We start from the raw sequence: 26,447 nt of genomic DNA on the forward strand, positions 1-26,447 counted from the left end.
TCTTATTTCTTATTTCTTATTTCTTATTTCTTATTTCTTATTGTGGGAGCGAGCTTGCTCGCGATAGCGGTGTGTCAGTCAACATCCATGTCGAATGTGATGGCCTCATCGCGAGCAAGCTCGCTCCCACAGTGGTTTATGGCTGGGTCTTAAAGGCCGCCCATCAACAGGTATTTGATTTCCAGGTAGTCATCCAGACCGTACTTCGAACCTTCGCGACCGAGGCCCGACTCCTTGATGCCACCGAATGGCGCCACTTCCGTGGAAATGATCCCTTCGTTGATCCCGACCATGCCGGCTTCCAGGCCTTCGGCCATGCGCCAGACCCGGCCGATGTCACGGCTATAGAAGTAGGCCGACAAACCGTACGGCGTGTCGTTGGCCCGTTGCAGCACCTCGGCCTCGTCCTTGAAGCGGAAGCACGCGGCCACCGGGCCGAAGGTTTCGTCCTGGGCGATCAGCATGTCGCTGTTGGCCTCGGTGAGGATGGTCGGCTCATAAAAGGTGCCGCCCAGTGCGTGACGGCGACCGCCGCACAGCAACTGGGCGCCCTTCTCCAGCGCATCGCCCACATGCAGTTCGACCTTGGCCAGCGCCGCTGCGTTGATCAGCGGGCCTTGCTCGGTTTCACCCTCCAGCGCGCTACCCACCCGCATCGCCGCAACGGCTTCAGCGAGTTTGCCGGTGAAGGCTTCATAGACGCCATCCTGAATGAAGAAGCGGTTCACACAGACGCAGGTCTGCCCGGTGTTGCGGAATTTAGAGGCCATCGCGCCTTTGACGGCGGCATCCAGATCAGCATCGTCGAACACAATGAACGGCGCGTTGCCGCCCAGTTCCAGCGAGACTTTTTTCAGGGTGTCGGCGGCCTGACGCATCAGCAATTTGCCAGTGCGGGTGGAGCCGGTGAACGACAATTTACGCACGATGCCGGAGGCTTGCAGCGTGCCGCCAATGGCAACCGCGTCGCCGGAAACAATGTTGAACACGCCGGCCGGAATGCCTGCCTGCTCCGCCAACACCGCCAGGGCGAAGGCTGATAAAGGCGTCTCTTCCGACGGCTTGAGAATCATTGTGCAACCCGCCGCCAGTGCCGGGCCAACCTTGCGGGTGACCATGGCCAGCGGGAAGTTCCATGGGGTGATCGCAGCGACCACACCGATGGCTTCCTTGACCACGATGATCCGCGCATCAGCCTTGTGGCTTGGAATCACGTCGCCGTAAGCGCGTTTGGCTTCTTCAGCGAACCACTCCAGAAAGCTCGCGGCATAAACCACTTCACCCATGGCTTCGGCCAGTGGCTTGCCTTGTTCGCGACTGAGCAAGGTCGCAAGATCCTTCTGGTTGCTCAACATCAGCTCGCTCCAGCGCTTGAGCTTCTGGCTGCGTTCCTTGGCGGTCAACTTGCGCCAGGCCGGCAAAGCACGGTTGGCGGCGTCGATGGCTCGGTTGGTTTCTTCAGCGCCAGCCTTTTGCACATCGGTAATCAACTCGCCATTGGCCGGGTTGAACACCGAGTAGGTCGAACCACCGCTGGACCATTGGCCATCGATGAAATTGCCGTTACGGATCAGCACGCTCATGCCACAGCCTCAGTCAGATTGAAGCGCTCCAGACCCGGACGGGCCGAACGCAAGATACGTTTACCGGCGGTGTAATCGTTGATCACGTCGCACGGGGTGTAATTGCGTTCCAGCTCGTACAGTTCATCTGCATCGAGTTTGGTCTCCAGCGCTGCCAAGGCACTGTCGAACTGTTCTGTGGTGTCGGCGCCCACCAGCATGCAATCCACGCCAGGATGATTGGCGACCCAGGCCTGGGCGATTTGCGCGTTGGAAACACCGCGAGCACGGGCCACGCGCTGGACCGAATGTGCGATCTCGAACGAAGCTTCGTCGCTGTACATCTGCTGGGTGAAGAAGTCGGTCTGATTGCGAGTCGATTGCACGTCACCGGTCAACAAACCACGGGCCAGCGGACTGAACACCGACACCCCAAGGCCTTGGTCGCGACAGAACGGGATCATCTCGCGCTCTTCTTCGCGGTAGGCGCAGTTCAGTTGCAGCTGCATGTTGATCGGTTTGACCCAGCCATTGCGCTCGCAGGCCATGAGGATTTTCGCCAGTTGCCCGGTGAGCATGGTCGAGACACCGATGTAACGCGCCTTGCCGGAACGCACGATGTCGTTCATGGCGCTCATGGTTTCTTCGACCGGCGTGTTTACGTCGAAGTAATGCAGCATGAACACATCGACGTAATCCATGTTCAGACGCTTCAGCGACGCGTCGATGCTGTCCATGATGTGCTTGCGCGAATGACCGCTGGCGTTGATCCCGGTGCGGGTGCCGTAACCGACTTTGGTGGTGATCACCAGGTCTTCGCGCCGGGCCAGGCGCTTGACGATGCGCCCCACCACTTCCTCGCCGACACCGGCGGAATAGAAATCCGCGAGGTCGATGAAATTCACGCCGTTGTCCAATGCATGCGCGACGATCGGCTCGCTTTTCTTCTCATCGAAGATCCACGGTTTCCAGTCCGGGGTGCCCATGTTCATGGTGCCCAGGCACAGGCGGGAGACTTGCAGGCCGGAGTTGCCCAAACGAATGTATTGCATGGCGCGGACCTCAGGCTTTTGGCGTGTAGAAAGGGTTGCTGATGTGATTGACCACATCCGCCAGTTGCGCCGTTTCCGGCTTGCCGGTCAGCGCCGCACGAATCGCCGTGCGGCAGGCGTTGTAGTTGTTCAGGTAAACCGCATCCAGGTCGTCGCAGGCCGGGTTGACCCAGTTCGCGGTCACGATGGCCCACTCGTCTTCAGCTTCCGGCGGCAAGGTGCCGTCCAGCAGCGCTTCAAGCACAGCCTTGGCGATCCCGGCCTGCGACGCGCCCCACGTGGCGTTGCCGTGCAGGTCACTGCTGATCGCGGCTTTGTTGACATAAAGGGTCATTGGCTTGACCGGAATGTTCGGCTGGGCGATCACCATGAACGGGCAATGCCCTTGGCTTGGCGATGCCAGGCTATTGGCAAACGCCTGCCCTGCCGGGCCGTTGCGCGGACCGATCAGAATGTTGATGTGCGCGGCATTCACGCCCGGGCCTTCGAAGCCTTCACCGATGTACAGGTCGAGTTCTTTCATGAGTTATTACTCTTCAGGGATTTGGGTTGATCAGAAGTGCACGCGAACCGTGGAGGTCGCGTGGCAAATGTCGGGGTTCGAAGAGCGCGGGGTGTGGCAGTGAGGATGAGTCATGGGTGCAAACGCTCTTTTTTGTTGTTGATGAGCTGTGTTTGCGATTTTTTAACACTGGGGGTTGGCGGGGCTGTAACCATTAAAAGTCATGGGGGCATGACTTCAAGTCATACCCCCATTTGACGGAGTTCGGATCAGTACGACGGCGCGTCTTTTTTCATGGTGTCCTTGGACATCGCGTCCTTCTTCATTCCGTCCTTGGACATGGTGTCTTTCTTCATCGCGTCCTTGCTCATGGAATCCTTGGACATGGCGTCCTTTTTCATCGTGTCTTTGTGCATGGTGTCTTTAGACATTGAATCCTTGCTCATGCTGTCGTTGCTCATGCTGTTATTGGTGGTTGCATCGGCGGCAAACACGCTCGCGGCGCCAAACGCCAGGCACATGGACAGTACGGTGGTCGCTAACTTTTTCATGATGAAACTCCTTGAAGCACAGGTTGCGAATGAGCGCAGCGGGCGCTGCGCAGTAAAGTGGCCAGGCGCTATCAGCTGCCACCGAACCAGTTGTAGCCCTGGTCTTCCCAGTAGCCACCCGGATAGGTGTTGGTGACGAAAATCGCCTGAATATGTTTGGGATTCTTGTAGCCCAGCTTGGTGGGCATGCGCAGCTTCATCGGGAAGCCGTACTGGCGAGGCAGCACCGCGCCGTCATAGGTCAGCGTCAACAAGGTTTGCGAATGCAGTGCGGTGGCCATGTCGATGCTGGTGTAGTAGTCGTCCGCGCATTTGAAGCCGACATATTTGGCATCCGTGTCGGCACCGACCCGCTTCAGGAAGTCGCTGAACCGTACGCCGCCCCAGCGCCCGATCGCGCTCCAGCCTTCGACGCAGATGTGTCGGGTAATCTGTTCGGTCTGGGCCATGGCGCGCAGTTCTTCCAGGCGCCAGCTGCGCTTGTCGGCGACCATGCCGGTCACTTCCAGTCGATAACTCTCTTCCTCCACCGTCGGCGCCTCGTCGATGCCGTAGAAGGCATTGAAAGGAAACGGCCGGGTGATCATTGACTCGGGATAAGTCGGTGCCAAGGCGTTGGGATTGAACAGCCAGCCTTGCACCCGATCGTTGAACCGGGACATGGAGAACAACGCGGTTTCGACGCTCTCGTTGTCGGTGATGTTGCAGCCGGACAACATGGCCACGCCGCCGAGGGTCAGGCTGCGCATCAGGAACGAGCGCCGTGAGCGATCTTCGATCTGTGGTGCGAGGATCTTTCTGGCGTCTGTCAGGATGGACGACTCGTCCAGCCCTGAGCCTTGAATGCGCTTTTTCATACGACCTCCTTGCGACCGACAATCATGGCCCACAACGTTTTGGGAACCAGCGCGACCATCACCAGATGAACCGCGACAAAGGCCACCAACAGCGACATCGCGATGAAGTGCACATGCCGCGCGCCTTCGTAACCGCCTAGCAGTTCACGCAACAGCGGAAATTGCACGGACTTCCACAACACCAGCCCGGAAATCACCAGCAGCGTGATGTCGACCATCACGAACAGGTACGCCACCCGTTGCACCTGGTTGTAATGACTCAGGTCGGCATGCCCCAATCGGCCCCGCAATGCCGCCCACAGGTCATGCAGGACACCTTTAGGCGAAACCGGGAAAAAGCGCCGTTTCAGACGACCACTGACGAGGTTGATGATCAGGTAGACAAGACCGTTGACGGCCAGAAACCACATCGCCGCGAAATGCCATTGCAATGCGCCGCCGAGCCAGCCACCCAACGTGATTGCCTTGGGAAAACTGAAGTCATACAGCGGAGACGCGTTATAGATTCGCCAACCGCTGGTGACCATGACCAACACCGCCAGGGCGTTCAGCCAATGGGTCAGCCGTAGCCAGCGGGGATGAGTGCTGACTGTGGGTGAAGCAGGTAACTGCGACATGTTCGGCTCCCGGCGGTTGATCGTTGGAGCCGATTATGCGAGCCGACAGATCGCCAAATCCTCACGTAAAGTTAAATAAAACGTGATAACTACCCCCAATAACCTGTGGGAGCGAGCCTGCTCGCGATAGCGGTAGATCAGTCAATATTGATGTTGAATGTAATGCCGCCATCGCGAGCAGGCTCGCTCCCACAGGTTTTTACGTGGTCCACCCTTGGCTCAATTGTGTTTAGAATGCCGCCCCCTTCCAATTGCCGACCGTACCCGATGAACGCTGAAGCCCTCTCCACGCTGCATGACCATCTGCTGACAGCACTGGCCACTGCCCCCGCCGAAACCCGCCGGCTGTTCCACGGCCGTGGCCGGTGCTGGCCGGGACTGGAGCAATTGACCGTCGATTGGTTGCAGGGCGTGGTGCTGGTGTCGCTGTTCAAGGAACCCGAGGCGTCGCAGCTGGAAGCGTTGAAACAGAAGCTGATGGACGTCACGCAATCGCCCGCGTGGACGCAATCCGGCGCGCACACGCTCTTGCTGCAACATCGCTACCTGCTGCAAAGCACCACCGAGTGGCTGTTGGGGGACGCGATCGACGAGATGACGATCACCGAGGGCGGTTTGCATTATCGGGTGGACCTGGGCCGCAAACAGAACACTGGCCTGTTCCTCGACATGCGTTACGGCCGCGACTGGGTGCGAGCCAATGCCCAGAGCAAGCGCGTGCTGAATCTGTTCGCCTACACCTGCGGATTCTCGGTAGCGGCCATCGAAGGGGGTGCGACGCACGTGGTCAATCTGGACATGTCCAGCCCGGCCCTGAGTCGTGGGCGCGACAATCACCGGCTCAACGGCCACGACCTGAGCAAGGTGACGTTCCTCGGTCATGACCTGTTCAAGTCCTGGGGCAAGGTGATCGGCAAGGGCCCTTACGACCTGGTGATCATCGACCCACCGTCGTTTCAGAAAGGCAGTTTTCTGCTGACCAAGGACTACCAGCGCGTGCTGCGCCGACTGCCGGAATTGCTCAGCCCTCAGGGCACGGTGCTGGCGTGCATGAACGATCCGGCGTTCGGTGCGGACTTCCTCATCGACGGCGTCACCCGCGAAGCACCGAGCCTGCGTTTCGAGCAACGGCTGGACAATCCGCCGGAGTTTCCCGATGCCGATGTTGAATGCGGGTTGAAGGCGTTGGTGTTCAGGCTGGAGGATTGAGCACCAGCGCAAACAACTCACCATGCCCATTCACATTGAGCTTGTGATAGAGATTGCGCCGGTGCACCTTCACCGTCTCCGGGGAAATGCCCATCTGCTGGGCGATGGCCTTGCTTGAGAAGCCCTGAAGAATCAGCCGCGCCGTTTCGATTTCCCGCACCGACAGGCGCACGTCGAAGCGATCCAGCAGGGTCGCCAGATCCCCGGCAACCGCCTCGGCGGCCGGTCCTTCCGGCGGCATCAATTGCAGGTGACGGCGCATCGCCGCCAGCACCCAATCGCGCACGCAAAGCAGGCGGCCCTGTTCCTCAAGCGTGAATCGCGTCGAGCGTCCCAACGACAAACCGAGCACGGCGCCATCGACGTTGATCATGAACTGCAACTCGTCGCCGCCCACCACCGTGCGGAAGTAGCTCAGGTAGTACTCGCTCTGCTGGAACTGGTCGGGGGCCACCGATTCGAGGCTGTGCAAACCGTCGGCGATACCGGCACAGGCGGCCTGATAAAACGGATCGAGCAGGTACATGCCGGCGCTGTAATCCGCCAGTTCTTCTTGCTCGCTAGCACCGCCCTTCGAGTCGAAATCGATCAGCAGACGCGGTACCCGCCCGGCCCGCATCACCGCGACCAACGCGTTGTCCATCGGCACCAGCAGCCGCAATGTGTCGACCAGCGCACGCCAGAACCCGTCCTGCCCCACGGCACCAAATACCCGCGCCAGCCCCTGGTGCACCGGTAACTCTTTCAACAACGCGTCCACGCCCTACCCCTTTCGAGTAACCCATGATGGGAATGGGTGAGTCCACTCCCGGCCGATACGCTGCAAGCACCTGATCATCACCGGCCTGCAGCAGGCCAGGAGTGCCGCATCATGAGTCGTCACCGCTCGCATATCAATCTCGGACTGGGCGTCTGTTTGTCGGTCTCGCTATCGGCGGTTGCCGCTGACGGCCCGACGGTTCACGTCTACAACTGGTATGACTACATTGGTCCCACGACCCTGCAGGATTTCAAGCGTGACACCGGGATCGCGCCGGTCTACGACACCTTCGACAGCGCCGAAGTGCTGGAAGGCAAATTGCTCACCAGCCGCAGCGGATACGACGTGGTGGTGGCCAGCAACTTCAGTCTGCCGACCCTGATCAAGGCCGGCGCCCTTGCACCTCTGCCCCACGCTCAGATGCCTGACTTCAAAAACATGGACGCTGACCTGTTGGCGAAACTGGCCAACAACGACCCGGGCAACCAGTACGCCGTGCCCTATCTGTGGGGCACCAACGGCATCGGCTACAACATCGACAAAGTCCGCGCGGCGCTGGGCGACAAGGCGCCGGTGGATTCCTGGGACCTGGTGTTCAACGAAGAAAACCTGGCCAAACTCGGCCAATGCGGCGTAGCCATGCTCGACTCACCGGCCGAAATGCTGCCGGTCGCCCTGCACTACCTCGGCCTGCCACCCAACAGCACCAACCCCGAGGACTACAAGAAGGCTGAAGCGCTGCTGCTCAAGCTGCGTCCGCACATCGCCTACTTCAATTCATCCAAGTTCATCAGCGACCTGGCCAACGGCAACATCTGCGTGGCGGTGGGTTGGTCCGGCGCGATGCTAGAGGCCAAGACCAATGCCGAGCAGGCGAACAACGGTGTGAAGATCGCCTACAGCCTGCCGAAAGAAGGCGCGCCGGTGTGGTTCGACACATTGGTGTTGCTCAAGGACGCGCCACATCCGGAACAGGGTTTGGCCTTCATCGACTACCTGATGCGCCCTGAAGTCATCGCGCCGGTCAGCGATCACCTCTCCTACCCCAACGGCAACCGCAGCGCGACGCCACTGGTGGCCGAAGCGACCCGCAACAATCCTGCCGTGTATCCGTCGGCCGAAGCGATGGCCACGTTATTCACCCTTCAGCCTCTGCCGCCCGCCACCGAACGCGTGCGGACGCGGATCTGGAGCAAAGTCAAAAACGGTCAGTAAGCCCATTGGGATCTGTAGCAGCTGTCGAGCTTGCGAGGCTGCGTTCGGTTCGGGCCGCGTTCGGACGAAGCAGTCGTGAATCCGGTTAACGCGATCCCCCTGAAGCACCGCGTACTTAGACTTTGCGACTGCTGCGCAGCCGAACGCAGCCTCGCAAGCTCGACAGCTGCTACAGGGATTGCGTTAGCCAATAACTTTTTTGAATGAATTGAAGATGAGAGAAACGATGAAACCACGTGCCCGCGACCTGAACATCCAGTTCGGCCAACTGCAACCCGGCCCGCTCAACGCCATCACCGATGTGCCCGGCGTCCGGGTCGGCCACAGCAATGTACGAGGACGCACGGCGAACGGCCGCGACATCCTGACCGGCGTCACCGTGATCGAACCGCGTGCCGGTTCCACCAGCCTGCAACCATGCTTTGCCGGCGTCCATGTGCTCAACGGCAATGGCGACGCCACGGGTCTTGAGTGGATTCGCGAGGCCGGCCTTTTGACCAGCCCGATCGCCTTCACCAACACCCACAGCCTGGGCGTTGTGCGCGATGCGCTGGTGACGCTGGATCGCCAGAACCAGCCCGATGACGGGCGACTCTACTGGAACATGCCGGTAGTGCTGGAGACCTTCGACGGTCTGCTCAACGACATCAACGGTTTCCATGTGAAGGTCGAACATGTGGCCGAAGCCCTGCGCACGGCAGTGGGCGGTCCAGTGACCGAAGGCGCCGTCGGCGGTGGCAGCGGCATGATCTGCCACGAATTCAAGGGTGGAATCGGCACCGCTTCGCGACGTCTGAGCAGTGCTGAGGGCGGCTGGACCGTCGGCGCCATCGTCCAGGCCAACCATGGCATCCGCAACGAACTGCGCGTTGACGGTTACCCGGCCGGGCGCTACATGGAACAGGCCGATTCGCCGTTCCTCAAAGCGTCCTTGCCGCATCCGGGCATGGGCTCGATCGTCGTCTGCCTGGCCACCGATGCGCCGTTGCTGCCGCACCAATGCACGCGCCTCGCGCAGCGCGCCAGCCTCGGCCTGGCCCGTACCGGCGGCGGCAATGAAGACCACAGCGGTGACATTTTCATCGCCTTCGCCACCGGTAATCAGCACGTGCCGCCGGCCGCTTATGAGAGTAAGCGCGCGCCGACCACCGACAACCTGAGCATGGTCAACAATGACCACATCAGCGAGTTGTTCCTGGCCGCCACCGAAGCGGTGGAGGAAGCGATCATCAATGCCTTGCTGGCCTCAGACACCGCCGAGGGCAATGGCCATGCGGTGCCGGGACTGGACGCCGGGACGCTGCTCAACGCCTTGCGTCGAGCGGGTTGGCCGGGAGAGCAGGTCTAACAGGACTAAGGCGTCTGGAGGCCGCAAAGAGCTCGCGACCGAGGCTTCTCGCGGCGTCCAAATGCACAGCCGGATCCTGAATTTCCGATTCGAGCAGCAACTCGGACGTCACCACCTGAGCACCGCAATAATCAAAAATCCCATGGTCAATCTGCGTCTTCATGGCCTCGGCATAACCGTGCCGGGCGTAGGTGGCAGCGTCGGCACCGCCCACACCGATCAGGTGAACCCGCAGGTGACCAAGCTTCTTCTCCAGCTTGGCATCCGCCGTGAAATCGAACGCCCAGCCGTTGGCGAACACCCGATCAATCCAGCCCTTGAGCAGCGCCGGCATCGACCACCAGTAAACGGGATAAACCAGCACCACCGCATCGGCGCGGTCTATCCGCGATTGCTCGGCGACCACATCGGCAGGGGGCAGCGCTTCCCGGTGATGCACTGCCAGATCAGAGACGCTGAACCTCGGATCGAACCCTTCGGCCGAGAGGTCGGCGATTTCAAAGGTATGACCGGGATCGTCCAGGGCGATGCCCTGAGCGACTTGCGCCACCAGGCTATGGGTAAGCGAACGAGGGTCGTGATGAGCCACAACAATAAGCGCGTGCATGCTGGAAACTCCTGATTGAGAGCACAGGGCGGACCTTATATACTCTTGGTAAGTTACGATCAGTAAGTTACTTTTGGTACATAGTCATGTCAACTACCGAAACAGACGCGCAAGATTCCACGCCGCAACCGCGACGACGAATGTCCCGGGAGGACCGCCAACGCCAGTTGCTGGACGTCGCCTGGCAACTCGTTCGGGAAGAAGGCACCGACGCGCTGACATTGGGGCGACTCGCCGAGCTAGCCGGGATCACCAAACCGGTGGTGTACGATCACTTCACCACGCGACCCGGGCTGTTGGCGGCGCTCTATCAAGACTTCGATGCCCGGCAGACAGCGCTGATGGATGCGGCGCTTCAGGACAGCGAACCGACTTTGCCCGGCACCGCCAGGGTGATCGCTTCGTCGTACGTCGACTGCGTGCTGCTTCAGGGCAACGAGATCCCCGGCGTCATCGCAGCACTCGCCAGCTCTCCGGAACTGGAGAAGATCAAGCACGAGTACGAAGCTATTTTCCTGAACAAATGCCGAACCGCCCTCGCCCCTTTCGCTGGCGCGGGTGAGATCAAGGCAGCGGGATTACGGGCGATGCTCGGCGCGGCGGAAGCCTTGTCACACGCAGCCGCTAATGGAGAAATCAGCGCCGCGCAGGCACAGGACGAACTGTACGAAACCATCACCGCCATGGTCGAAAGAAGTGCCCGTGGCGACGCTGGAAACATCGCGAAAACTGACGCCGGACAGATGGATTCGACTAGCGGTACTTGAGCACCAAACCCCATTTTTCTACGATGATTCTACGCAGCCGCTTGTTTGCTCAAGCCGCTGCGTAAGTGGTGGGTGAACTGAACCCCCAACAAGCTCACCACTTGTTTCATGCGCATCTTGAGCCTCAAGGGCTCTACTTCCTCCCCATCAAAGAGCGTTGAGGCTCTTTTTTATCTGCACGATTTCCAGACACTAAAAAGCCCGGCATTTGGCCGGGCTTTGCGCGTCTGATCGGATTCGATCCAACAACCAACACAAGTCCAATGTGGGAGCGAGCTTGCTCCCACAGTTAACCGAGTTCCTCCAGTCGCTCGCGGACAAACTCATTCGCTTTTCGCGTCATCTGGTCCAGATGCCGGTCACGCTGCTTTTCCGCATCGTGCATCGCGCGCTTGCCGTGTTTTTGCAGCAGGTACGTATGAATCTGTCGCACCTCCAGCGAGCTGTAGATCGGCGCCACGTCCAGCAGGGCCATCAAGCCGTCGGTGCCATGGTCACGGGTGTTCATCAGCACTTGAGTCGCGCGCACGCCCACTACCTGAAACCCCATTGCCTCAAAATACGGCACCTTGGCCACCGCGCACGTCAGCTCGGCATGAGGATAGCGGCCGACCATCTCCCGCAGCATCCGCCGGGCAATGCCTTGGCGTCGATGGCTGGCACTCACCGCCATAAACGCAACGCCGCATGCATCAGGATCGTCCTTGACCGGCAGGTACAGCAAGAAGCCGACGACCTTCTCCGGGTCGTCATCGTCGGTCGCGACGAGCAATTCCACCGCAATCCCTTTCGCCCCGTTCAACGCCTCCAGATAGAGGTGAACCTCGTAGCCGATCGCGTACTGGTACACGTTGTACAACAGGTTGCTCGGCGCGATAGCGACCATGCTGATGTCGGTCAGGTAATCGACCACCATTTGCAGGATCTGGCTATTGATGTGCTCGGGGCACGGGGTTTTGAAATGGGTGATCTGGGGCATTCGTGGCTCTGACTCTGGGGCGGACGTGAAGAATGTGTTCGCGGGCGTGCCTATCATAACGTGCTGTCTCAGCTTTACCCGCAAAACCTGGCCTTGATGATCGTTCCCCAACAGTGAGGAATATCCCCCACTTGCAAACCCTGCCTTTACACGCTGACAACATAAAACTCATACAACTTGCTGATTATTAATGGTTTTAATCTCCTCAAGATGCATGGTGCGGCTTTTGCTTCGGCCCTTGCAGCGCAGCTGCCATTTGGGCATGGCGCGAGGGGAAAACCATGAAAATCGCACCACCGGAGCACCGCTCGCTCATCTACTTGCGGGGTCCGGGTGCCTTCTCCGTACTGCTGATCACCTTCAGCCTGACCACGGCCAGTGCTGCACCGCTCGATGACTTCGGTCCTCCGCCACCGACAGACCCCTCGGCCTTCGTCAATCCTCCCGCCGATCCCAAGGCAGCGCTGGAGGCATTGAAAACCTTGCCGCCGGCCAATCAAGGGGCATTGGCCCTGCCCAACGGCGTATTCGGTGACAGAACCACGCCGCGGGCCGACAACGTGCTGCCGCCAAACTTGCAGACGTCGTTCAACTTCCCCACTAATGGGAAACCCAGCCCCTTGTTCGGGGCCGAACCGTTCACCCAGCAACTGCTGCTGTTCGAAGAGCTCGGTTCGGAAAAACTCGACCCGACCACCCCGCCACCGCTCCTGACATTCCCGGTGCCCACCACCGGCCCGGCGCCTCAGCAGGATCCAAACAACGTCGCCCGCAGCGGCCCGTCGAGTGCCGCGATTGAAGCGTTCATGCGCCAGCCGGGGCTATTTCCGTTCCCGTCACAGTTTTCCAACGTGCTGGACCGCAACCCGTGGAAGGCGCAGATCGAAGCCTTCCTCAATCGTCATCCGGTAGGCTCGCCCGCCGAAGGTCGGCCACCGGGAAAAGGCTGGTCGCATCAGCGCTGGAACGAGTTTTATCCTCAGGTCCAGTTCAAGACCGTGCAAATGGGCGCACGGACCAATCAGGGCCTGCGGGACAGAAAGCAACTGCACAACTACGCCAACGGCGAATTCGCCCCCGGCGGGCTCTACTACCAAACCTCGGACATCCCTGAAACCGCGGGCACCACTCGGGGCATCGACGCGCGTTTTCACTCCAGAATGCCGGTGCAGAATCACAACTCGTTGTGGACCTTCGACGGCACTGTGCCGCCCAAATTGCTGATGGTCCGCAACGGCCAACCGTTGCTGATGCGTCACTACAACGCCCTGCCGATCGACCCGGCGGCCAACGCCGGTTTTGGCCTGCACACCCTCAGCACCCACGAACACAACGGTCACTCCCCCGCCGAAAGCGACGGCTTTGCCAACGCGTTTTTCTTTCCGGGGCAGTACTACGATTATCGCTGGCCGCTGCAACTGGCCGGTTACGACAGCATCAACACCACCGCGCAAGATCCGCGCGCAGCGTTCCCCTGCTCACCGGGCGAAACGCTGTACGTCAACGACACCAGCCCGGGCCTGAAGACGTGTGCAAACGGCAGCATCAAGATCCGTGGCGACTGGCGCGAAACCATGAGCACCCACTGGTTCCACGACCACATGCTCGATTTCACCGCGCAGAACGTCTACAAGGGCAACGCGACAATGATGAACTATTACAGCGCCCTGGACCGCGGTAATGAATCGGTGAGTGACGGCGTCAACCTGCGACTTCCCAGTGGCTCGGCGTTGCCGTGGGGCAACCGCGACTATGACGTCAATCTGGTGGTCGCCGACAAGGCGTGGGATCAGGCCGGTCAGTTGTGGTTCAACCCGTTCAACACCGACGGCTTTCTCGGGGATCAGATGCTGGTCAACTGGCAGTACCAACCGCGTCTGAAAGTCCGGGCGCGCAGCTATCGGTTCCGCATCTTGAACGGCTCGGTGTCGCGTTTCTTCAAGTTTGCCGTGGTGCGTGAAATCAGCGGCAATAGCGGCGAATTCCCAGGGCCTGCAGGATCGGGGGTGTCCTACAACCGAGTGCCGTTCCACCTGATTGCCAACGACGGCAACCTCATGGAGCACGCCGTGCCCTTCGACGGCAGCCTGGACCTGGATGGCGATGGCGACCGGCAAGACCACAATGCAATCCTGCCGACGCTAGGCGTTGCCGAGCGCTTCGACATCATCATCAACTTTGCGAAAAACGGCATCAAAACCGGCGACAAAATCTACTTCGTCAACCTGATGGAACACCGCACAGGCAAGGGTCCGGAGAAGGACGAACTGGCGCTGGCGGACGTGCTGTCCGAAAAATACAAAGCCGTGATCAAGCAAACCAGCAAAGGGCCGCAATGGGACAAGGGCGACCCCGTGGTGGGCAAGTTTCTGCAACTGCTTGTGCAGCCCTACGCCGGCCAGGATCAGAGCTTTGACCCGGTGGCCTATGAGCCAGCCAAACCCGGCAAACCCGCCGGGAAGATCATGATCCCGCGGCCCATCGACCGCGACAATCCGAGCGACCAGGCCAGACTCAAAGTGGCACGGCATCGCGAGTTCATTTTCGGTCGCTCCGATGGCACAGACGAAGCCCCCTGGACCATCAAAACCGACGGTGGTCCCGGTTTCAACATGGACCCTCGCCGGATCAGTGCCGCGCCGCAATTGGCCACCGGTCCGACCAATGCCGGGTTCTCCGGAGACGGCACACTCGAAGTGTGGAAGATCAAGAATGGCGGCAACGGCTGGAACCACCCGGTGCACGTGCATTTCGAAGAAGGGGTCATCCTCAGCCGCGACGGCAAGGCGCCGCCGGAATGGGAGAAAGGGGCGCGCAAGGACGTCTTTCGCATCGGCGAAGGCATCGACAGTTCGGTGGATGTCGAGGTGGCGCTCCACTTCCGCGAGTTCGCCGGTACCTACATGGAGCACTGCCACAACACCCAGCACGAGGACACCTCGATGTTGCTGCGCTGGGATGTCGAGCATCCGGGTCAGTTCCAGTTGATGCCAACGCCCTTGCCTGGCTGGGACGGTGTCACCTATGTGAACTCCGTGGCGCTGCCGACTTTCCGCACCGGCAAAGACAACGGCGATCACGGCAACCTTCCCCTACGAAGCAAGCGATAAGCTGGGTGCGCGGCACTCGGGCAGGCCGTTACGGTGCCGATAGCGGCGCACTAAAGGGGGGATCGGTTACTGCTCCGGCGCAACCATCCGAAACCGGATATTGATCTTGTCCGAGACAACACCGTCGGCCCATTCACCTTCACCGATTTTGAAGTCGCTGCGCTTGAGCGTCAGCTGGCCATCGAAAATCCCGATGGTGTTCTCGGCCTTCAGGAGGACCGGTACCTCCACTACGTGCGTGATTCCCCTGAGCGTGAGTTTGCCGGTGATCGAGTAACGGTTGTTGCCCAGTGCCTTCACGCCGGTCGATTCAAACGTCGCCACTGGATACGTTGCCGTGTCGAACCAGGCTGGTTTTTTCAGTTCGCTGTTGGCGTCGCTGCTTCCGGCATCGATGCTGTCGAGCTGGATAGTCAGCGCGGCCCGGCCTGCTGATGGTTTTGCCGTGTCGAAATCAAGCCTGGCCTCGAACTTGCCGAACGTGCCGTATACCCGCGAGGAGAACTGTTGATACGTGAAGGAGATCGTGCTGGCGGTTTCATTGACCTGCGTGTACTCGACCGCCTGGACGCAAGGCAGCGCGCCGAATGCAAGGGCGGCCACCAGCACGGCGCAGGTCGGGAATCGGTGTTTCATGGAATTCTCCGGTCGGGGCTCCCGCCATGAGCTAAGGCGCCGTACAGGTATGCCAGCGATAGGTGGACTAAAGCAAATAAACGCCGTTAATTCCACCTGCCACTCAGACTTCCGACCACCTGTCGGCCCACGCAATTGCCTGCCCCGATAGGGCCGCCGTCCGGGTGTTTAATGACTGTCCCAACTCACCGCATCGGGAGACTGGTCATGAAATTCGTCGTCATCGGAGGAAGCGGGCTGATCGGCAGCAAAGTCTGCAAGAACCTCCAGGATCTGGGGCATGAAGTCATATCAGCGTCACCGAGTACCGGCATCAACGTCATCACCGGCGAGGGCCTGGCGGACGCGCTCAAGGGCGCCGACGTGGTGGTCGACGTGGCCAACTCCCCCTCATTCGAGGATCACGCGGCGTTGCATTTCTTTGAGACCGCCGGGCATAACCTGTTTGCTGCCGAGAAGGTTGCCGGCACCAAACACCATGTTGCGCTGTCAGTCGTCGGCACCGAACGGATGCTCGACAGTGGTTATTTCCGGGCCAAAATGGCCCAGGAAAAACTTATCAAGGCCTCGGGCGTTCCCTACACCATCCTGCGGGCCACGCAGTTCTTCGAGTTCATTGGTGCTATTGCTTACTCAGGTCGCGAGGACGGCAACACCATCCATTTAACGTCCGCCGCGTTGCAACCAGTGGCCTCGGTCGATGTCGCGGCCGCACTGACGGCTATCGCTCAAAAAGCGCCGATCAATCAGACCGTGGAAGTGGCCGGGCCGGATCGCCGCCCCATTGTCGAATTCGTGAGTGAATACCTGAAACACACCAAGGACCCGCGCGAGGCTGTTTCGGACGACACGGTTCCTTACTTCGGCGCCCCGATCAATGACAAGTCCCTCACGCCCGGCGATAACCCCATTGTCGGAGCGACCCGGTTTGAAGATTGGCTAGAGATCGCGCATCCGTCTTGAGTCGCCAGTGGCGATGATGATCAGCGGGTCCAGCGAAACTGAACCCGCTCTCGCCGTCAGGTATCACCCATTCACAGGCAACGGCGGGTTCTTGGGCTTGAGCAGAAAATGCGCCAGTGCCGGCACCAGTACCAAAGCGCCCACCATGTTCCAGATGAACATGAACCCCAGCAGAATGCCCATATCGGCTTGAAACTTGATCGGCGACAGCACCCAGGTGAGCACGGCAACGCCCAGCGTAATCCCGGTCATCACCACCACTTTGCCCGTGGAAAGCAGGGCCAGGTAGTACGCATCGGACAGGCTTGAACCATTGCGCAGATTAGTGAGTGTCACGCTGAGGATATACAGCGCGTAATCCACACCGATGCCCACGCCCAATGCGATGACGGGGAGCGTCGCCACCTTGACGCCGATGTTCAGACCGACCATCAGGGCCTCGCACAAAATCGACGTCAGCATCAGCGGCAGCACCGTACACACCACCGCCCGCCAGGATCTGAAGGTGATAAAACACAGGGCAATGACGGCGGCGTACACCATGAATAGCATCTGCACGTTCGAACGCTTCACCACGATGTTGGTGGCCGCTTCGATCCCGGCATTGCCCGCCGCATTGAGGAACTGGAGCTGGTCGGTGTTATGAGTCGCCGCGAACTGCTCGACGGTCTGCACCACACTGGTGAGCGTGTCGGCCTTGTGGTCCTTGAGGTAGACATACACCGTCAGCAGGTCGCAGTTCTGATTGAACAGTTCTCGCGGCGCGCGGGTGATGATCGCGTTCAATAGCCCCTGGTTACGGGGTATCTCATACCAAGTCATGCTGCCTTCATTCATGCCCGCTGCGGCCTGCTTGCTCAGCGCCGCCAACGACGTGGTGGACACCACGCCCGGCAGTTGTTGCAGCTGGGCTTCCAGCGCATCGACCGACACCAGCGTCTGATAGTTGGCGCAGAAGTACTGCGGCGTCTTCACCATCACCACGTACTTGTCACTGCTGGCGGAAAAGTTGCTGACCATGAAGCGGTTGTCGCTGTTGTAGCGCGACTCCGGACGCAGTTCCGGCGCCCCGGGATTCAGGTCACCGATCTTCACGTGCAGGCTGACGGCAAAGCCGGCCACCCCAAGAATCACGGCGATGAGGATGGCCCCGCTCGCCCATTTGCGCTCGGTGAATCGATCCAGAAAAGCCCAGAACAGGTGCCGGGCATGAAGCGCGTCCAGCTGCGAGAACTTGTCGTTAGCCGCTTCACGCTGAGCCGCCGCTTTGCTGACACCTGTGTACGACAACAGAATCGGCAACAGAATCAGGTTGGTGAAAATCAACGTCAGCACGCCGATTGTCGCGGCGACGGCCAGATCCTGAATCACCGGAATCTTGATGATCATCAAAACCGCGAAACCCACGGCGTCGGCCACCAGCGCCATCAGCCCGGTCAAAAACAATCGGCGAAAGGTGAAGCGTGCCGCCACCAGCTTGTCGGCCCCGCGCCCGATGTCCTGCATGATCCCGTTCATTTTCTGCGCGCCGTGGCTCAACCCGATGGCAAATACAAGAAACGGCACGAGGATCGAATACGGATCAAGGTCAAATCCCAGGGTGGGCAGCAACCCAAGCAACCAGACCACGGCGATGATCGAGCACAGCAGCACCAACAATGTGCTGCGAATGCAGCGGGTGTACCAGAACAACACAATGCCGCAAATCACCAGCGTCGCGGCGAAGAACAGCTGCATCTGCCGCATGCCGTCAATCAGATCGCCCACCACCTTGGCGAAACCGGTGATGTGGATTTTGATGTTGTCGGTTTCGTACTTCGCCCGAATCTGTTCGAGCTGGCTTGAGAGCGCGTTGTAGTCCAGCGGTTTTCCGTCGTCCGAGGTGATGTCCTGAAGCGGCAAAAGCACGATGCTGGATTTGAAGTTAGAAGCCACGAGTCGGCCGACTTCGCCCGACCGTTCGACGTTTTGTCGAACCTGCTCCAGGCTGCCGGCAGAACCATCGTAGTTGTCAGGGATGACCGGGCCGCCGTCGAAACCCTCTTCCGTCACGCCGATCCAGCGGGTCGCCGGGGTCCATAGGGACTTCATGTACGACCGGTCAACGCCGGGGAGCAAAAAGACTTCGTCGTTGATTTTCTTGACCGTCTCAAGGTAGGCGGCATCAAAAATGCTGCCCTGCCTGGCCTCGATCGCAATCCGCAGGGTATTGCCGCCCTCCCCCAACTGGCCGCGATTCTTCAGGTAGTTCTGCACATAAGGGTGATCCGTCGGGATCATTTTCTCGAAGGCCGCGTTGAGCTTCAAACTCAGCGCCTGGTAGCCGAACACCAGGCTGAGCAAGACACAGATGCCCAAAATGATGCGGCGGTGATTGAACAACAGCCGTTCAACCAGGGTGCCGGAAGAAGGATCGAAGGTGTCCGTTTGAGGGACGGTGTGGGGCTCGGCAGTACGCGTAAAGCTGTTCATTGATCGTGCTCCGACGATTCCACTGCGACCACGGACGACAGCATGCCGCGTGCACTGCTGATGATCAGGTCACCGTTCGCGGCTTGCGCCATGCCTGTGAAGTAACCGGGTTGAGTCACTTGAAGAAGAGAGGCTTTGGTATCGCCGTCCGCGAAACGCAGCACTCGGCCGGACTCATCGGTGAGCAGTACCGAGCCATCGTCAAGACGCAGGCCACTGGTCAAGGTGACGGGCTGCAAGGTGTCGAGACGCTGCCAGGTATCGCCGCGATCTTTGGACTCGAAGGCTTTGCCACGCAGCCCGAACGCCAGAATCGAACCCTTGCTGGTCGTCTGGAGACCGAAGGTCGTGCCCTCATAGGGGGAAGTCAGCGACTCGAAGGTCTGGCCCTCGTCACCTGAGCGCAACAACGTGCCCTGTTCGCCGGCGACGAAGAGGTCCGCGCCCACCCGCTCGATGCTGTAGAGGTGCAATCCGTTCGGGTTATCGAGACGGGAGCGGATCGACTGCCAGCTGAGCCCGCCATCATGGGTGACAAACGCGAGGCCGTACGCGCCCACCACCCAGCCGTTTTTGGCGTCCAGAAACAGCAGGTCCAACATCGGTTTGTCGGGGCCATCGTCCACCAGTTGCTGTGCTTGAGCGATTTTTTCCGCATCGTCGAAGCGTTTTGCTTCCTGCAATTCGATCTCGGCTGCCTGGACGCCATCAAGCTGTTTGCTCCAGCTCAACCCGCCATCCTGACTGTGCAAGACAACCCCGGCGTGCCCGACCGCCCAGCCTTCGCGGTCATCGATGAAACGAACCTTGACCAGCGTCATGCTGACCGGGGAACTGACTTGCTTCCAGGTGCCGCCATTGTCATCAGAAACGATGATGAACCCTCGTTCGCCAACGGCCACGAGGCGTTGCCCTGCCCTCGCGACACTCAACATGACCGACTGCGCCGCCATGGCGCTGGTGATCGATGGCTGCACCGGCAGTCCATCGGTTTGTGCCGCCGCAGCCGTGCCGGTGAGCGCCGTGATGATAGACACGCTCAGCATGAACGCCTTGAACGGATGCAGATGTAAAAGCCTGGGAGTTTGAATACGCATTTTCGAGCCTCGATGATGCGGTTCGGTGGACGCCGCGTCAGTGGCGCTGCGTCCATGGAACACAAGTGTGAACACGCTGTTGCGAGGCTCAGCGCACCGACCCGGACGCTACTGAGTTACCGGTAAAGAAGTTCTCGGGTTTGCGCGGGATAACGCTGTAGGTTTCGCCGTTCAGGCTTTGCACGACGCTGTACGTCTTGGCTTGCAGGTTGTAGATCACCACCGGTTTCACCACCACCGCCGGGATGGAAGGCACAACAAATGGAAGCACTTGGGACACACGCCACAGCTTGCCTTCGGCGTCGTAGCCATCGACCAGCGAGACCGTCCAGCTGTCTTCATCGATGAAGAATTTGCGCTTGGGCACGGCGTGGCGTTTGCCCGGGGCGACAGTCGCCTCCAGCTCCCAGACGCGATGCAGTTCCCAGCGCACCTTGTCCGAGTTGAGGTGGTTAGCCGCAAAGGCATCGTCACGTTTTTCGGCGTTGAATTTGTTGTCGTTGTACGGGATGTACAGCTCTTTTTTGCCGACCAGTTTCCAGTCATAACGATCCGGATGGCCGATGAAGCCATGCACTTCGTCGAAGTAGTTGGCACCCGACGCCACGAAGTCTGGCGTGTCATACCCCACGGTCGGCGCGCGGCGCACGCGACGTTGGCCGACCAGGTATTGCCAGGCTTCCCGCGGTTCCTGGGCGTTGATGCTGTCGTGCGTCACCAGCGACTCGCCGGCCTTGAACGGTGGTTCGTTGGTCAGGAAACGCAGCAGCGCATACTGCCCTGACCACTTATCCACGCCGCCGTCCTTGAAGTAATACGGGTACTGCCAGTTCTCGACGCCACGGCTGGCCAAAGTCCGGGTGCCGTCAGCATTGCCGATGATGTTGGCATAGCCCATCTGAATGGATTCGGCCTCGACCCGCAGCAGGAAATTCCAGATCACCTCGTTGCCGGTTTTCGGGATCGGGAACGGAATGCCGCCGTAACAGCCCTCCACCGACAATCCATTGCTGGTGGTCTTGCACTGGGTCGCGTTGGTAAAGGTGTTTTGATAAACGCTGTCAGGGGCCGCGGCGGTTCGATGAGTCGGGTACACATCGAGATGGAAGGTGTCAGGATATTTGGCCAGCAAGGCTTTCGTCCCTTCGTTCAACTTGTCCGCGTACTGCGCAGCGTTCTTCGCGGTGATCTGCAACAGCGGCTTCTCACCGGGGAACGGATCGGCCGGCATATCGCCGGATTTTGCCCCGGCCACTTCCTTGGTCAGTCCGCCTGTCCAGGCCGGAATGGAGCCGTCGGCATTGCCAGCCTTTTCGGCACCCATGGGGGTCAAGGTGGTTTTGAGCTTCGCCGCCTCGTCAGGACTCACCGCCGCGAACGCGGTGCTGGCACAGATTGAGATCGACAGGGTGGAAAGCAACAGCAGTTTAATTTTTGTCATTATCAGGGCCCGCCTGTTCTTTGCTTAAAAGGTTCGCTGGATCGAGAGCGCCACAAAATCCCGGTCTTTCATGTTTTGCTGGTAAGTGAACGAGTTGGAGGAGTTGATGACAGGTCCCGCCTCACCGAAAAAGTTGGTGTAGCTCAGCGAGGCGTACCACTGTTTCTTGTAATCAGCCTTGAGGCCCAACGTCAGGTCCCCGCCATGTTCCGGGCCGAACGCCTGAGGCGTGACCGAGGAGCGCCCGGAAGGGTTGTAACCAATGGTGATCGGGGCTTGAACGTCGATGCCGGGGAAGACCTGGAAGTACTGCGGCTCGAAGGTGAAGCGCAGCGCGAAGGCATCGCGGGTGGTGTTGGGGTCCAGTTGATCGGCATTTTTGCTCACGCTCAGTCGACGGTTGAACGCCAGTTCACCGACGAACGAAGCACCGTCCCACAGCGCGGTTCCGCCGTAGACATTGACCATCGACACCTGGGCATGCCACGACTTGCCGATGGGGTACGCCGGGTTGGAATCATTGTCGGAATCCAGCCCGGTAATGATCGTTCCGCCGACACCTGCCAACGGCGTATCGAGCCGAATCGAGGTTTCGCCGGCGATGTTGGCTTCGCCGACCAGGGTGCTGAAACTCGCCCCGAACACTTTGACGTCCTCGGGATAAACGTTGACGAACGTGTCATCAGCACCGGGGACCAGCGCGGCCGGACGGAAGTAAAACACCGGGGTCTTTTCGTGGTATTTCGCGGCGTACAGACCGAATTCCCAGTCCTCGACGGCGAACTTCAGTTGCGCACCAAACTGTCCTGAATCCTTGGCATCGATGTCTTTGCCGTGGCGTAGCTCGCCGGTAGGAAAGAACACCCGCTCCCCGCCTTCGCCGACAAAATCCGCGCCGCTGAAGTAGCTACCCGCTGCGGGCAGACGCGTCTTGTTCCACTCGAATTGGTAGTAGGCGCCGACGCTGACCGTGTCGTTCAACTGCCAGTTGCCCGACACCTGTTTGGTGGGCATCAGGATTTCCTTGAACTGGGAGCTCGGTACAGATTGCAGCTTCACCAGGTCAACGGTGGACTGCGCATTGGCGATGCCGTTGGCGCCGAAGAACAGGCTTTCACCATAGATTTGCGTGAACTGGCCGAGTCGCCCGGACAACGACGTCGTGCCGATTTCCTTCGAGCCATAGACAAACGCATCGAGGATTTCAGTGTGCTGTTCGTGGATGCGGCGGGTGTCGCTGGTGAACTCATCGTGTTCGACGCTCACCGAGTTGGCGGTGCCGGGAGAGTCGTTATCGTTGTCGTGGGCGTAGACATTGTCGTACCACGAGGCCGCGCTGAGACGAGCACCGACGTCTTTGTACTTGATGTCGAATTCGGACAAGACATCCAGGCGATTGGAAATGAGCCCGCGATCAAAGTTTCGGTCGCCGTCATCCAGGTTGGGATTGCTGTTGGAGGTGCCTGGGCCGACCGCGACCTTGTGATCAAGTTTGTTCACGCGCCACGCGTTGCTGTACTTGATCGTGTTGTCCCAGGTCGCCGAAAGATCGGGATTACCGGTGTCGATCTGGAAGGCGTGCGAGGGCGTTGAGAGGCTCAGCAGCACCGTTGCGCTGACCGCGCAGGCGATGCTGGAAACCGGCAACGGGCAGAGCCGCTGGTTGGCTGTTTTCATGAAGATGTTCCTGTTTTTTTGTTTTTGTAAAAGGTCATCCACTCGCAGCATTGGCTGCGAATACCACGGGTGCTGCGGCGTTCCTTCCCTGTCCGTTCTGGTCAGATTTACGAGCCCGACCACTTATGCGCAAAACGTTATTTATTGCATTCAATAGCACTTTGTGCACAAAACGTAATCCTGCACAAATTCAATGTCAAGAACATTCGGGCGCTCATTCGGGTAGCTGGGGCGGGGAGTTGCGGCAGGCGGGACGTTCATCAGGACAGCAGCGGCATGCGCGTTGAAATGGATTGCTGGAAGGTGGCTGGGGACAAAGGGCCGGTCTAGAGCGGCCGAGCGATGGCTCGTCGATTTTTCCCTTGCGACGCAGGAAAATTTGTGCGCAACGCGACATTCATCCTTTGCACCAAACAACTTTTTGCGCATAAAATCCGTTTAGTGCAAATTTCAGGATGACACATCATGATCCCCTCCTCCCCCAACAGTCCGCTGATCGAAGTCGCATTGACCAAGATGAAAAAAGCGATTGTTTGTTGCGAGCTGGCCCCCGGCGAAAAACTCAAAGTCGCCGAACTGTCCAAGACCTACGGGCTCAGCAGTTCGCCCATTCGTGAGGCACTCAATCGCCTGACGCAGGACGGCGTCGTCGAAGCCAGCGATAACAAGGGGTTCAGGGTTGCCCCGATTTCCACCACGGATTTTCGCGACATCACGCGGATGCGCTGTTTGCTGGAATGCGAGGCGCTAGGCGATGCCATCAAGTTTGGCGATGACGCCTGGGAAGCCGATGTACTGGGCGCGTTTCACCGCTTGAATCTGGTTGAGAAAAAACTCGGGACTGGCGTGCTGGTGCTCGACGATGATTGGTCTACCCGGCACAAGGCGTTCCACTTCGCGCTGTTCGCGGCGTGCCCATCGCCGTTGATGCTGAAGATGATCGACTCCCTGTTTGACCGGGCCGAGCGTTACAGACGCTTCTCTGCCAAGCAGCGAATCCGTCAACGGCACAAGGGCAATGAGCATCAGGATCTGATGGATGCTGCGCTGGCACGGGACTCTGAAAAAGCGGTGACGCTGCTGCGCAATCACATTCAGGACACCCTGGACCGAACCATTGAAGCGATCGAGCGGCAACAGGCCACGCTTCAATAGATCAAGAAGAAATAACGCCGTTCAAATGTGGGAGCGAGCTTGCTCGCGAAGACGGATTCACATTCAACAGAGATGTTGACTGATCTACCGCCTTCGCGAGCAAGCTCGCTCCCACAAGGGTTTATCGTTGTACCAGAAACCGTATTCCTGACCTTTCAGAAAAAGCCCTTCGCCATGCAACTGCTTTCGTGGGCAGTGCAAAGCGAAGGGTTTTTTCTCTTACTGGCTTAGTCCCTGCGCAAACCTGATCATCGGGTCGCTGGCGCCGCCATCACTCTGCACAGCCTGTTCAGGCTTCTTGCTCCACAGCGCAAGCTCCATCCCCTCCAGCAACTCCATCGCCCAGGCAACCGTGAGCGCCCCGCCATACACGTAGTGATCCGGCCGCACGATGACGACGTTGCAGCCTCGGCTCTCAAGCCATTGCGCCAACACCCCATCGACCTCCTGATAATCATCCGCAGTGCGTGGGCCTGACTGTTGGGGGCCGACCAATCGCACGACATGAATGGGCAGACCTTTGAGCGACTGACTGCTGCGCAGACATCGCAGTAAAGCGCTGGCGTCAAAACCGGGGGCAATGACCACCCGGAAGGACTGGCCGGTAAACTCATCCAGCAGCGCCGTCTTGCCGGCATGGTTGATGACCATCGGTTGCGGAAACAGCTCACCGGCAGGCGCGACCTGCGCGACAAACCCTTGAGACAACCCCGGAATCAGCGATTGCCTGATGGTCCCTGCCGGGTTCTCCGTCATCTGCCGGATCAACCGCGCATCGCGGATCGCGGCTTTCTCACTGTCGCGTTCGCAAATCACGCCACCGAACTCTTTGGCCGCCATCGTTGTTTGGCGGACATGAGGAAATCGTTCGGTCTGGTAGGTATTCAGGAACGCCGGGGCTGCCAGCCCTTCTTTCACCAGTGCGAGCTTCCAGACCAGGTTCAATGCGTCGCGAATGCCCTGGCACATGCCTTGCGCCAGGAACGGCGGCGTCATGTGCGCCGCGTCCCCGAGGAAGAACACCCGGTCGGACTGCCACTGCTCCAGGATCAGTGCATGGAATCGATAAGCCGACGCCCGCCATAGCTGATAGTCGCCCTCCGGCAACCAGCGGGAGATCAGCTTCTTGATCGCTTCGGGCTGTGAGATTTCCGTCGGTTGTTCGTCAGGATTGATCATGAACTCCCAGCGCCGATGCTGACCCGGCCCGACGACAAAGGTGCAAGGCCTGGACAGCTCGCAAAACTGCACGTTGGTCTTTGGCAGATGCTCGCCCGCCCCTTCATTGAGGATCACATCGACCACGAGCCACGGCTCATCAAAAGCCAGATCCTCCATCTTCAGGCCCAGTCGGGTGCGGATCGGGCTGGTGCCGCCATCACACGCCAGCACATAGTCTGCCGTCAGCGTGCGCTCTGTTCCGTCTTTGGCCCGAATGCGCACATCCGCTTGCGAGCCCGTGGAATCGACCGACAGAACCTCTGAACCGAGTTCCACGGTGACCGACTTCAAATCGGCAATTTTGCCGCGCAACGCACGCTCGACGGGGGGCTGCGAGAACACATAGTTCGGTGCCCAACCCAGCGGAAAAGGAGGCTTGGCGGCATCAATGCGCTTGATCAGCGCAGAGCCAGTGGTTCGGTACTCCGAGGGGCGATAAGGCATGACATGTTCGGCGATCTCATTGGCCAGGCCAATATTGCCGAAGACACGCATCACTTCGTGGTCAAACCCCATGGCCCTGGGGTTGGTGTACACCGTTTCGGACTTGTCCACGACGAGGGCTTTGAGCCCCCACATGCCAGCCAGATTTGCGCACAGAGCACCCACCGGACCCATTCCAACAATGATGACATCGTAGTCCATCGTC

21 protein-coding genes and 1 pseudogene are annotated in these 26,447 nt (G+C 59.5%); 7 read left to right on the forward strand and 15 right to left on the reverse strand.

Annotation, left to right across the window (positions count from 1 at the left end; all coding sequences use genetic code 11):
- Positions 1-149 precede the first annotated feature (149 nt).
- The 6 genes from AC3IUE_RS20845 to AC3IUE_RS20870 form a co-directional block, all read right to left on the reverse strand.
- Positions 150-1,583, reverse strand: a complete 1,434-nt coding sequence (locus tag AC3IUE_RS20845) for an NAD-dependent succinate-semialdehyde dehydrogenase (RefSeq protein ID WP_489263579.1) — start codon at positions 1,581-1,583, stop codon at positions 150-152.
- Positions 1,580-2,614, reverse strand: coding sequence for an aldo/keto reductase (locus AC3IUE_RS20850; protein WP_056741901.1), 1,035 nt, complete (start codon positions 2,612-2,614; stop codon positions 1,580-1,582). Before AC3IUE_RS20850 ends, AC3IUE_RS20845 begins: the two co-directional genes overlap by 4 nt.
- A gap of 10 nt (positions 2,615-2,624) precedes the next feature.
- Entirely contained in the window at positions 2,625-3,137 is a 513-nt protein-coding gene (fae, locus tag AC3IUE_RS20855) for a formaldehyde-activating enzyme (protein WP_008043405.1), read from the reverse strand.
- A 248-nt stretch (positions 3,138-3,385) separates the two neighbouring features.
- A complete protein-coding gene (locus AC3IUE_RS20860) occupies positions 3,386-3,667 on the reverse strand; it encodes a pentapeptide MXKDX repeat protein (protein WP_489263580.1) in 282 nt (93 codons plus the stop codon).
- 71 nt (positions 3,668-3,738) lie between these two features.
- The gene (locus AC3IUE_RS20865) at positions 3,739-4,524 is read right to left on the reverse strand and encodes a molybdopterin-dependent oxidoreductase (protein WP_489263581.1); all 786 of its coding nucleotides are present in this window, start codon (positions 4,522-4,524) and stop codon (positions 3,739-3,741) included.
- Entirely contained in the window at positions 4,521-5,141 is a 621-nt protein-coding gene (locus tag AC3IUE_RS20870; protein WP_046046651.1) for a cytochrome b/b6 domain-containing protein, read from the reverse strand. Before AC3IUE_RS20870 ends, AC3IUE_RS20865 begins: the two co-directional genes overlap by 4 nt.
- A gap of 267 nt (positions 5,142-5,408) precedes the next feature.
- Here AC3IUE_RS20870 and AC3IUE_RS20875 point away from each other — a divergent pair, with 267 nt between their 5' ends.
- Positions 5,409-6,350 (forward strand): class I SAM-dependent methyltransferase, encoded by a 942-nt coding sequence (locus tag AC3IUE_RS20875; protein ID WP_489268910.1) that lies wholly within the window; start codon positions 5,409-5,411, stop codon positions 6,348-6,350.
- On the opposite strand, the gene AC3IUE_RS20880 is transcribed toward AC3IUE_RS20875, so the two are convergent.
- A complete protein-coding gene (locus tag AC3IUE_RS20880; protein ID WP_489263582.1) occupies positions 6,334-7,110 on the reverse strand; it encodes a helix-turn-helix transcriptional regulator in 777 nt (258 codons plus the stop codon). The genes AC3IUE_RS20875 and AC3IUE_RS20880 overlap by 17 nt on opposite strands.
- Positions 7,111-7,221: 111 nt before the next feature.
- Here AC3IUE_RS20880 and AC3IUE_RS20885 point away from each other — a divergent pair, with 111 nt between their 5' ends.
- On the forward strand, positions 7,222-8,325 hold the full coding sequence (locus AC3IUE_RS20885) for a polyamine ABC transporter substrate-binding protein (protein ID WP_489263583.1): 1,104 nt from the start codon (positions 7,222-7,224) through the stop codon (positions 8,323-8,325).
- 226 nt (positions 8,326-8,551) lie between these two features.
- Complete coding sequence (locus AC3IUE_RS20890; protein ID WP_489263584.1) at positions 8,552-9,673, forward strand: DmpA family aminopeptidase; 1,122 nt, start codon at positions 8,552-8,554, stop codon at positions 9,671-9,673.
- Here AC3IUE_RS20890 and AC3IUE_RS20895 read toward each other — a convergent pair.
- Positions 9,630-10,280 carry an NAD(P)H-dependent oxidoreductase gene (locus AC3IUE_RS20895; RefSeq protein ID WP_489263585.1) on the reverse strand — a complete coding sequence of 217 codons (651 nt, stop codon included), beginning with the start codon at positions 10,278-10,280 and terminating at the stop codon, positions 9,630-9,632. The two genes, AC3IUE_RS20890 and AC3IUE_RS20895, sit on opposite strands and share 44 nt — an antisense overlap.
- An 86-nt stretch (positions 10,281-10,366) precedes the next feature.
- Here AC3IUE_RS20895 and AC3IUE_RS20900 point away from each other — a divergent pair, with 86 nt between their 5' ends.
- Positions 10,367-11,047, forward strand: a complete 681-nt coding sequence (locus AC3IUE_RS20900; protein ID WP_461999017.1) for a TetR/AcrR family transcriptional regulator — start codon at positions 10,367-10,369, stop codon at positions 11,045-11,047.
- Positions 11,048-11,336: 289 nt separating this feature from the next.
- Here the strand turns inward: AC3IUE_RS20900 and AC3IUE_RS20905 are convergent, their stop codons facing one another.
- Entirely contained in the window at positions 11,337-12,026 is a 690-nt protein-coding gene (locus AC3IUE_RS20905; RefSeq protein ID WP_489263586.1) for a GNAT family N-acetyltransferase, read from the reverse strand.
- A 281-nt stretch (positions 12,027-12,307) separates the two neighbouring features.
- Between AC3IUE_RS20905 and AC3IUE_RS20910 the strand changes: the two are divergent.
- Positions 12,308-15,106 (forward strand): annotated as a pseudogene (locus AC3IUE_RS20910) (multicopper oxidase domain-containing protein); the annotation flags it as partial.
- A 96-nt stretch (positions 15,107-15,202) separates the two neighbouring features.
- Here the strand turns inward: AC3IUE_RS20910 and AC3IUE_RS20915 are convergent.
- A complete protein-coding gene (locus tag AC3IUE_RS20915; protein ID WP_489263587.1) occupies positions 15,203-15,772 on the reverse strand; it encodes a YceI family protein in 570 nt (189 codons plus the stop codon).
- Between the two features lie 207 nt (positions 15,773-15,979).
- Here AC3IUE_RS20915 and AC3IUE_RS20920 point away from each other — a divergent pair, with 207 nt between their 5' ends.
- The gene (locus AC3IUE_RS20920) at positions 15,980-16,735 is read left to right on the forward strand and encodes an SDR family oxidoreductase (protein ID WP_489263588.1); all 756 of its coding nucleotides are present in this window, start codon (positions 15,980-15,982) and stop codon (positions 16,733-16,735) included.
- A 63-nt stretch (positions 16,736-16,798) separates the two neighbouring features.
- On the opposite strand, the gene AC3IUE_RS20925 is transcribed toward AC3IUE_RS20920, so the two are convergent.
- From AC3IUE_RS20925 to AC3IUE_RS20940, 4 genes are all read right to left on the reverse strand, one after another.
- Positions 16,799-19,207, reverse strand: coding sequence for an efflux RND transporter permease subunit (locus AC3IUE_RS20925; protein ID WP_489263589.1), 2,409 nt, complete (start codon positions 19,205-19,207; stop codon positions 16,799-16,801).
- Complete coding sequence (locus tag AC3IUE_RS20930; RefSeq protein ID WP_489263590.1) at positions 19,204-20,304, reverse strand: WD40/YVTN/BNR-like repeat-containing protein; 1,101 nt, start codon at positions 20,302-20,304, stop codon at positions 19,204-19,206. Before AC3IUE_RS20930 ends, AC3IUE_RS20925 begins: the two co-directional genes overlap by 4 nt.
- 88 nt (positions 20,305-20,392) lie before the next feature.
- Entirely contained in the window at positions 20,393-21,745 is a 1,353-nt protein-coding gene (locus AC3IUE_RS20935; protein WP_489263591.1) for a DUF1329 domain-containing protein, read from the reverse strand.
- Between the two features lie 24 nt (positions 21,746-21,769).
- Positions 21,770-23,422 (reverse strand): DUF1302 domain-containing protein, encoded by a 1,653-nt coding sequence (locus tag AC3IUE_RS20940; RefSeq protein WP_489263592.1) that lies wholly within the window; start codon positions 23,420-23,422, stop codon positions 21,770-21,772.
- Positions 23,423-23,887: 465 nt separating this feature from the next.
- On the opposite strand from AC3IUE_RS20940, the gene AC3IUE_RS20945 reads away from it, so the two are divergent.
- The gene (locus AC3IUE_RS20945) at positions 23,888-24,577 is read left to right on the forward strand and encodes a GntR family transcriptional regulator (protein WP_134098866.1); all 690 of its coding nucleotides are present in this window, start codon (positions 23,888-23,890) and stop codon (positions 24,575-24,577) included.
- Between the two features lie 219 nt (positions 24,578-24,796).
- Here the strand turns inward: AC3IUE_RS20945 and AC3IUE_RS20950 are convergent, their stop codons facing one another.
- Positions 24,797-26,443 carry a bifunctional 3-(3-hydroxy-phenyl)propionate/3-hydroxycinnamic acid hydroxylase gene (locus tag AC3IUE_RS20950; RefSeq protein ID WP_489263593.1) on the reverse strand — a complete coding sequence of 549 codons (1,647 nt, stop codon included), beginning with the start codon at positions 26,441-26,443 and terminating at the stop codon, positions 24,797-24,799.
- Between the last annotated feature and the right edge of the window lie 4 nt (positions 26,444-26,447).

The organism is Pseudomonas sp. GL_093 (assembly GCF_057837605.1).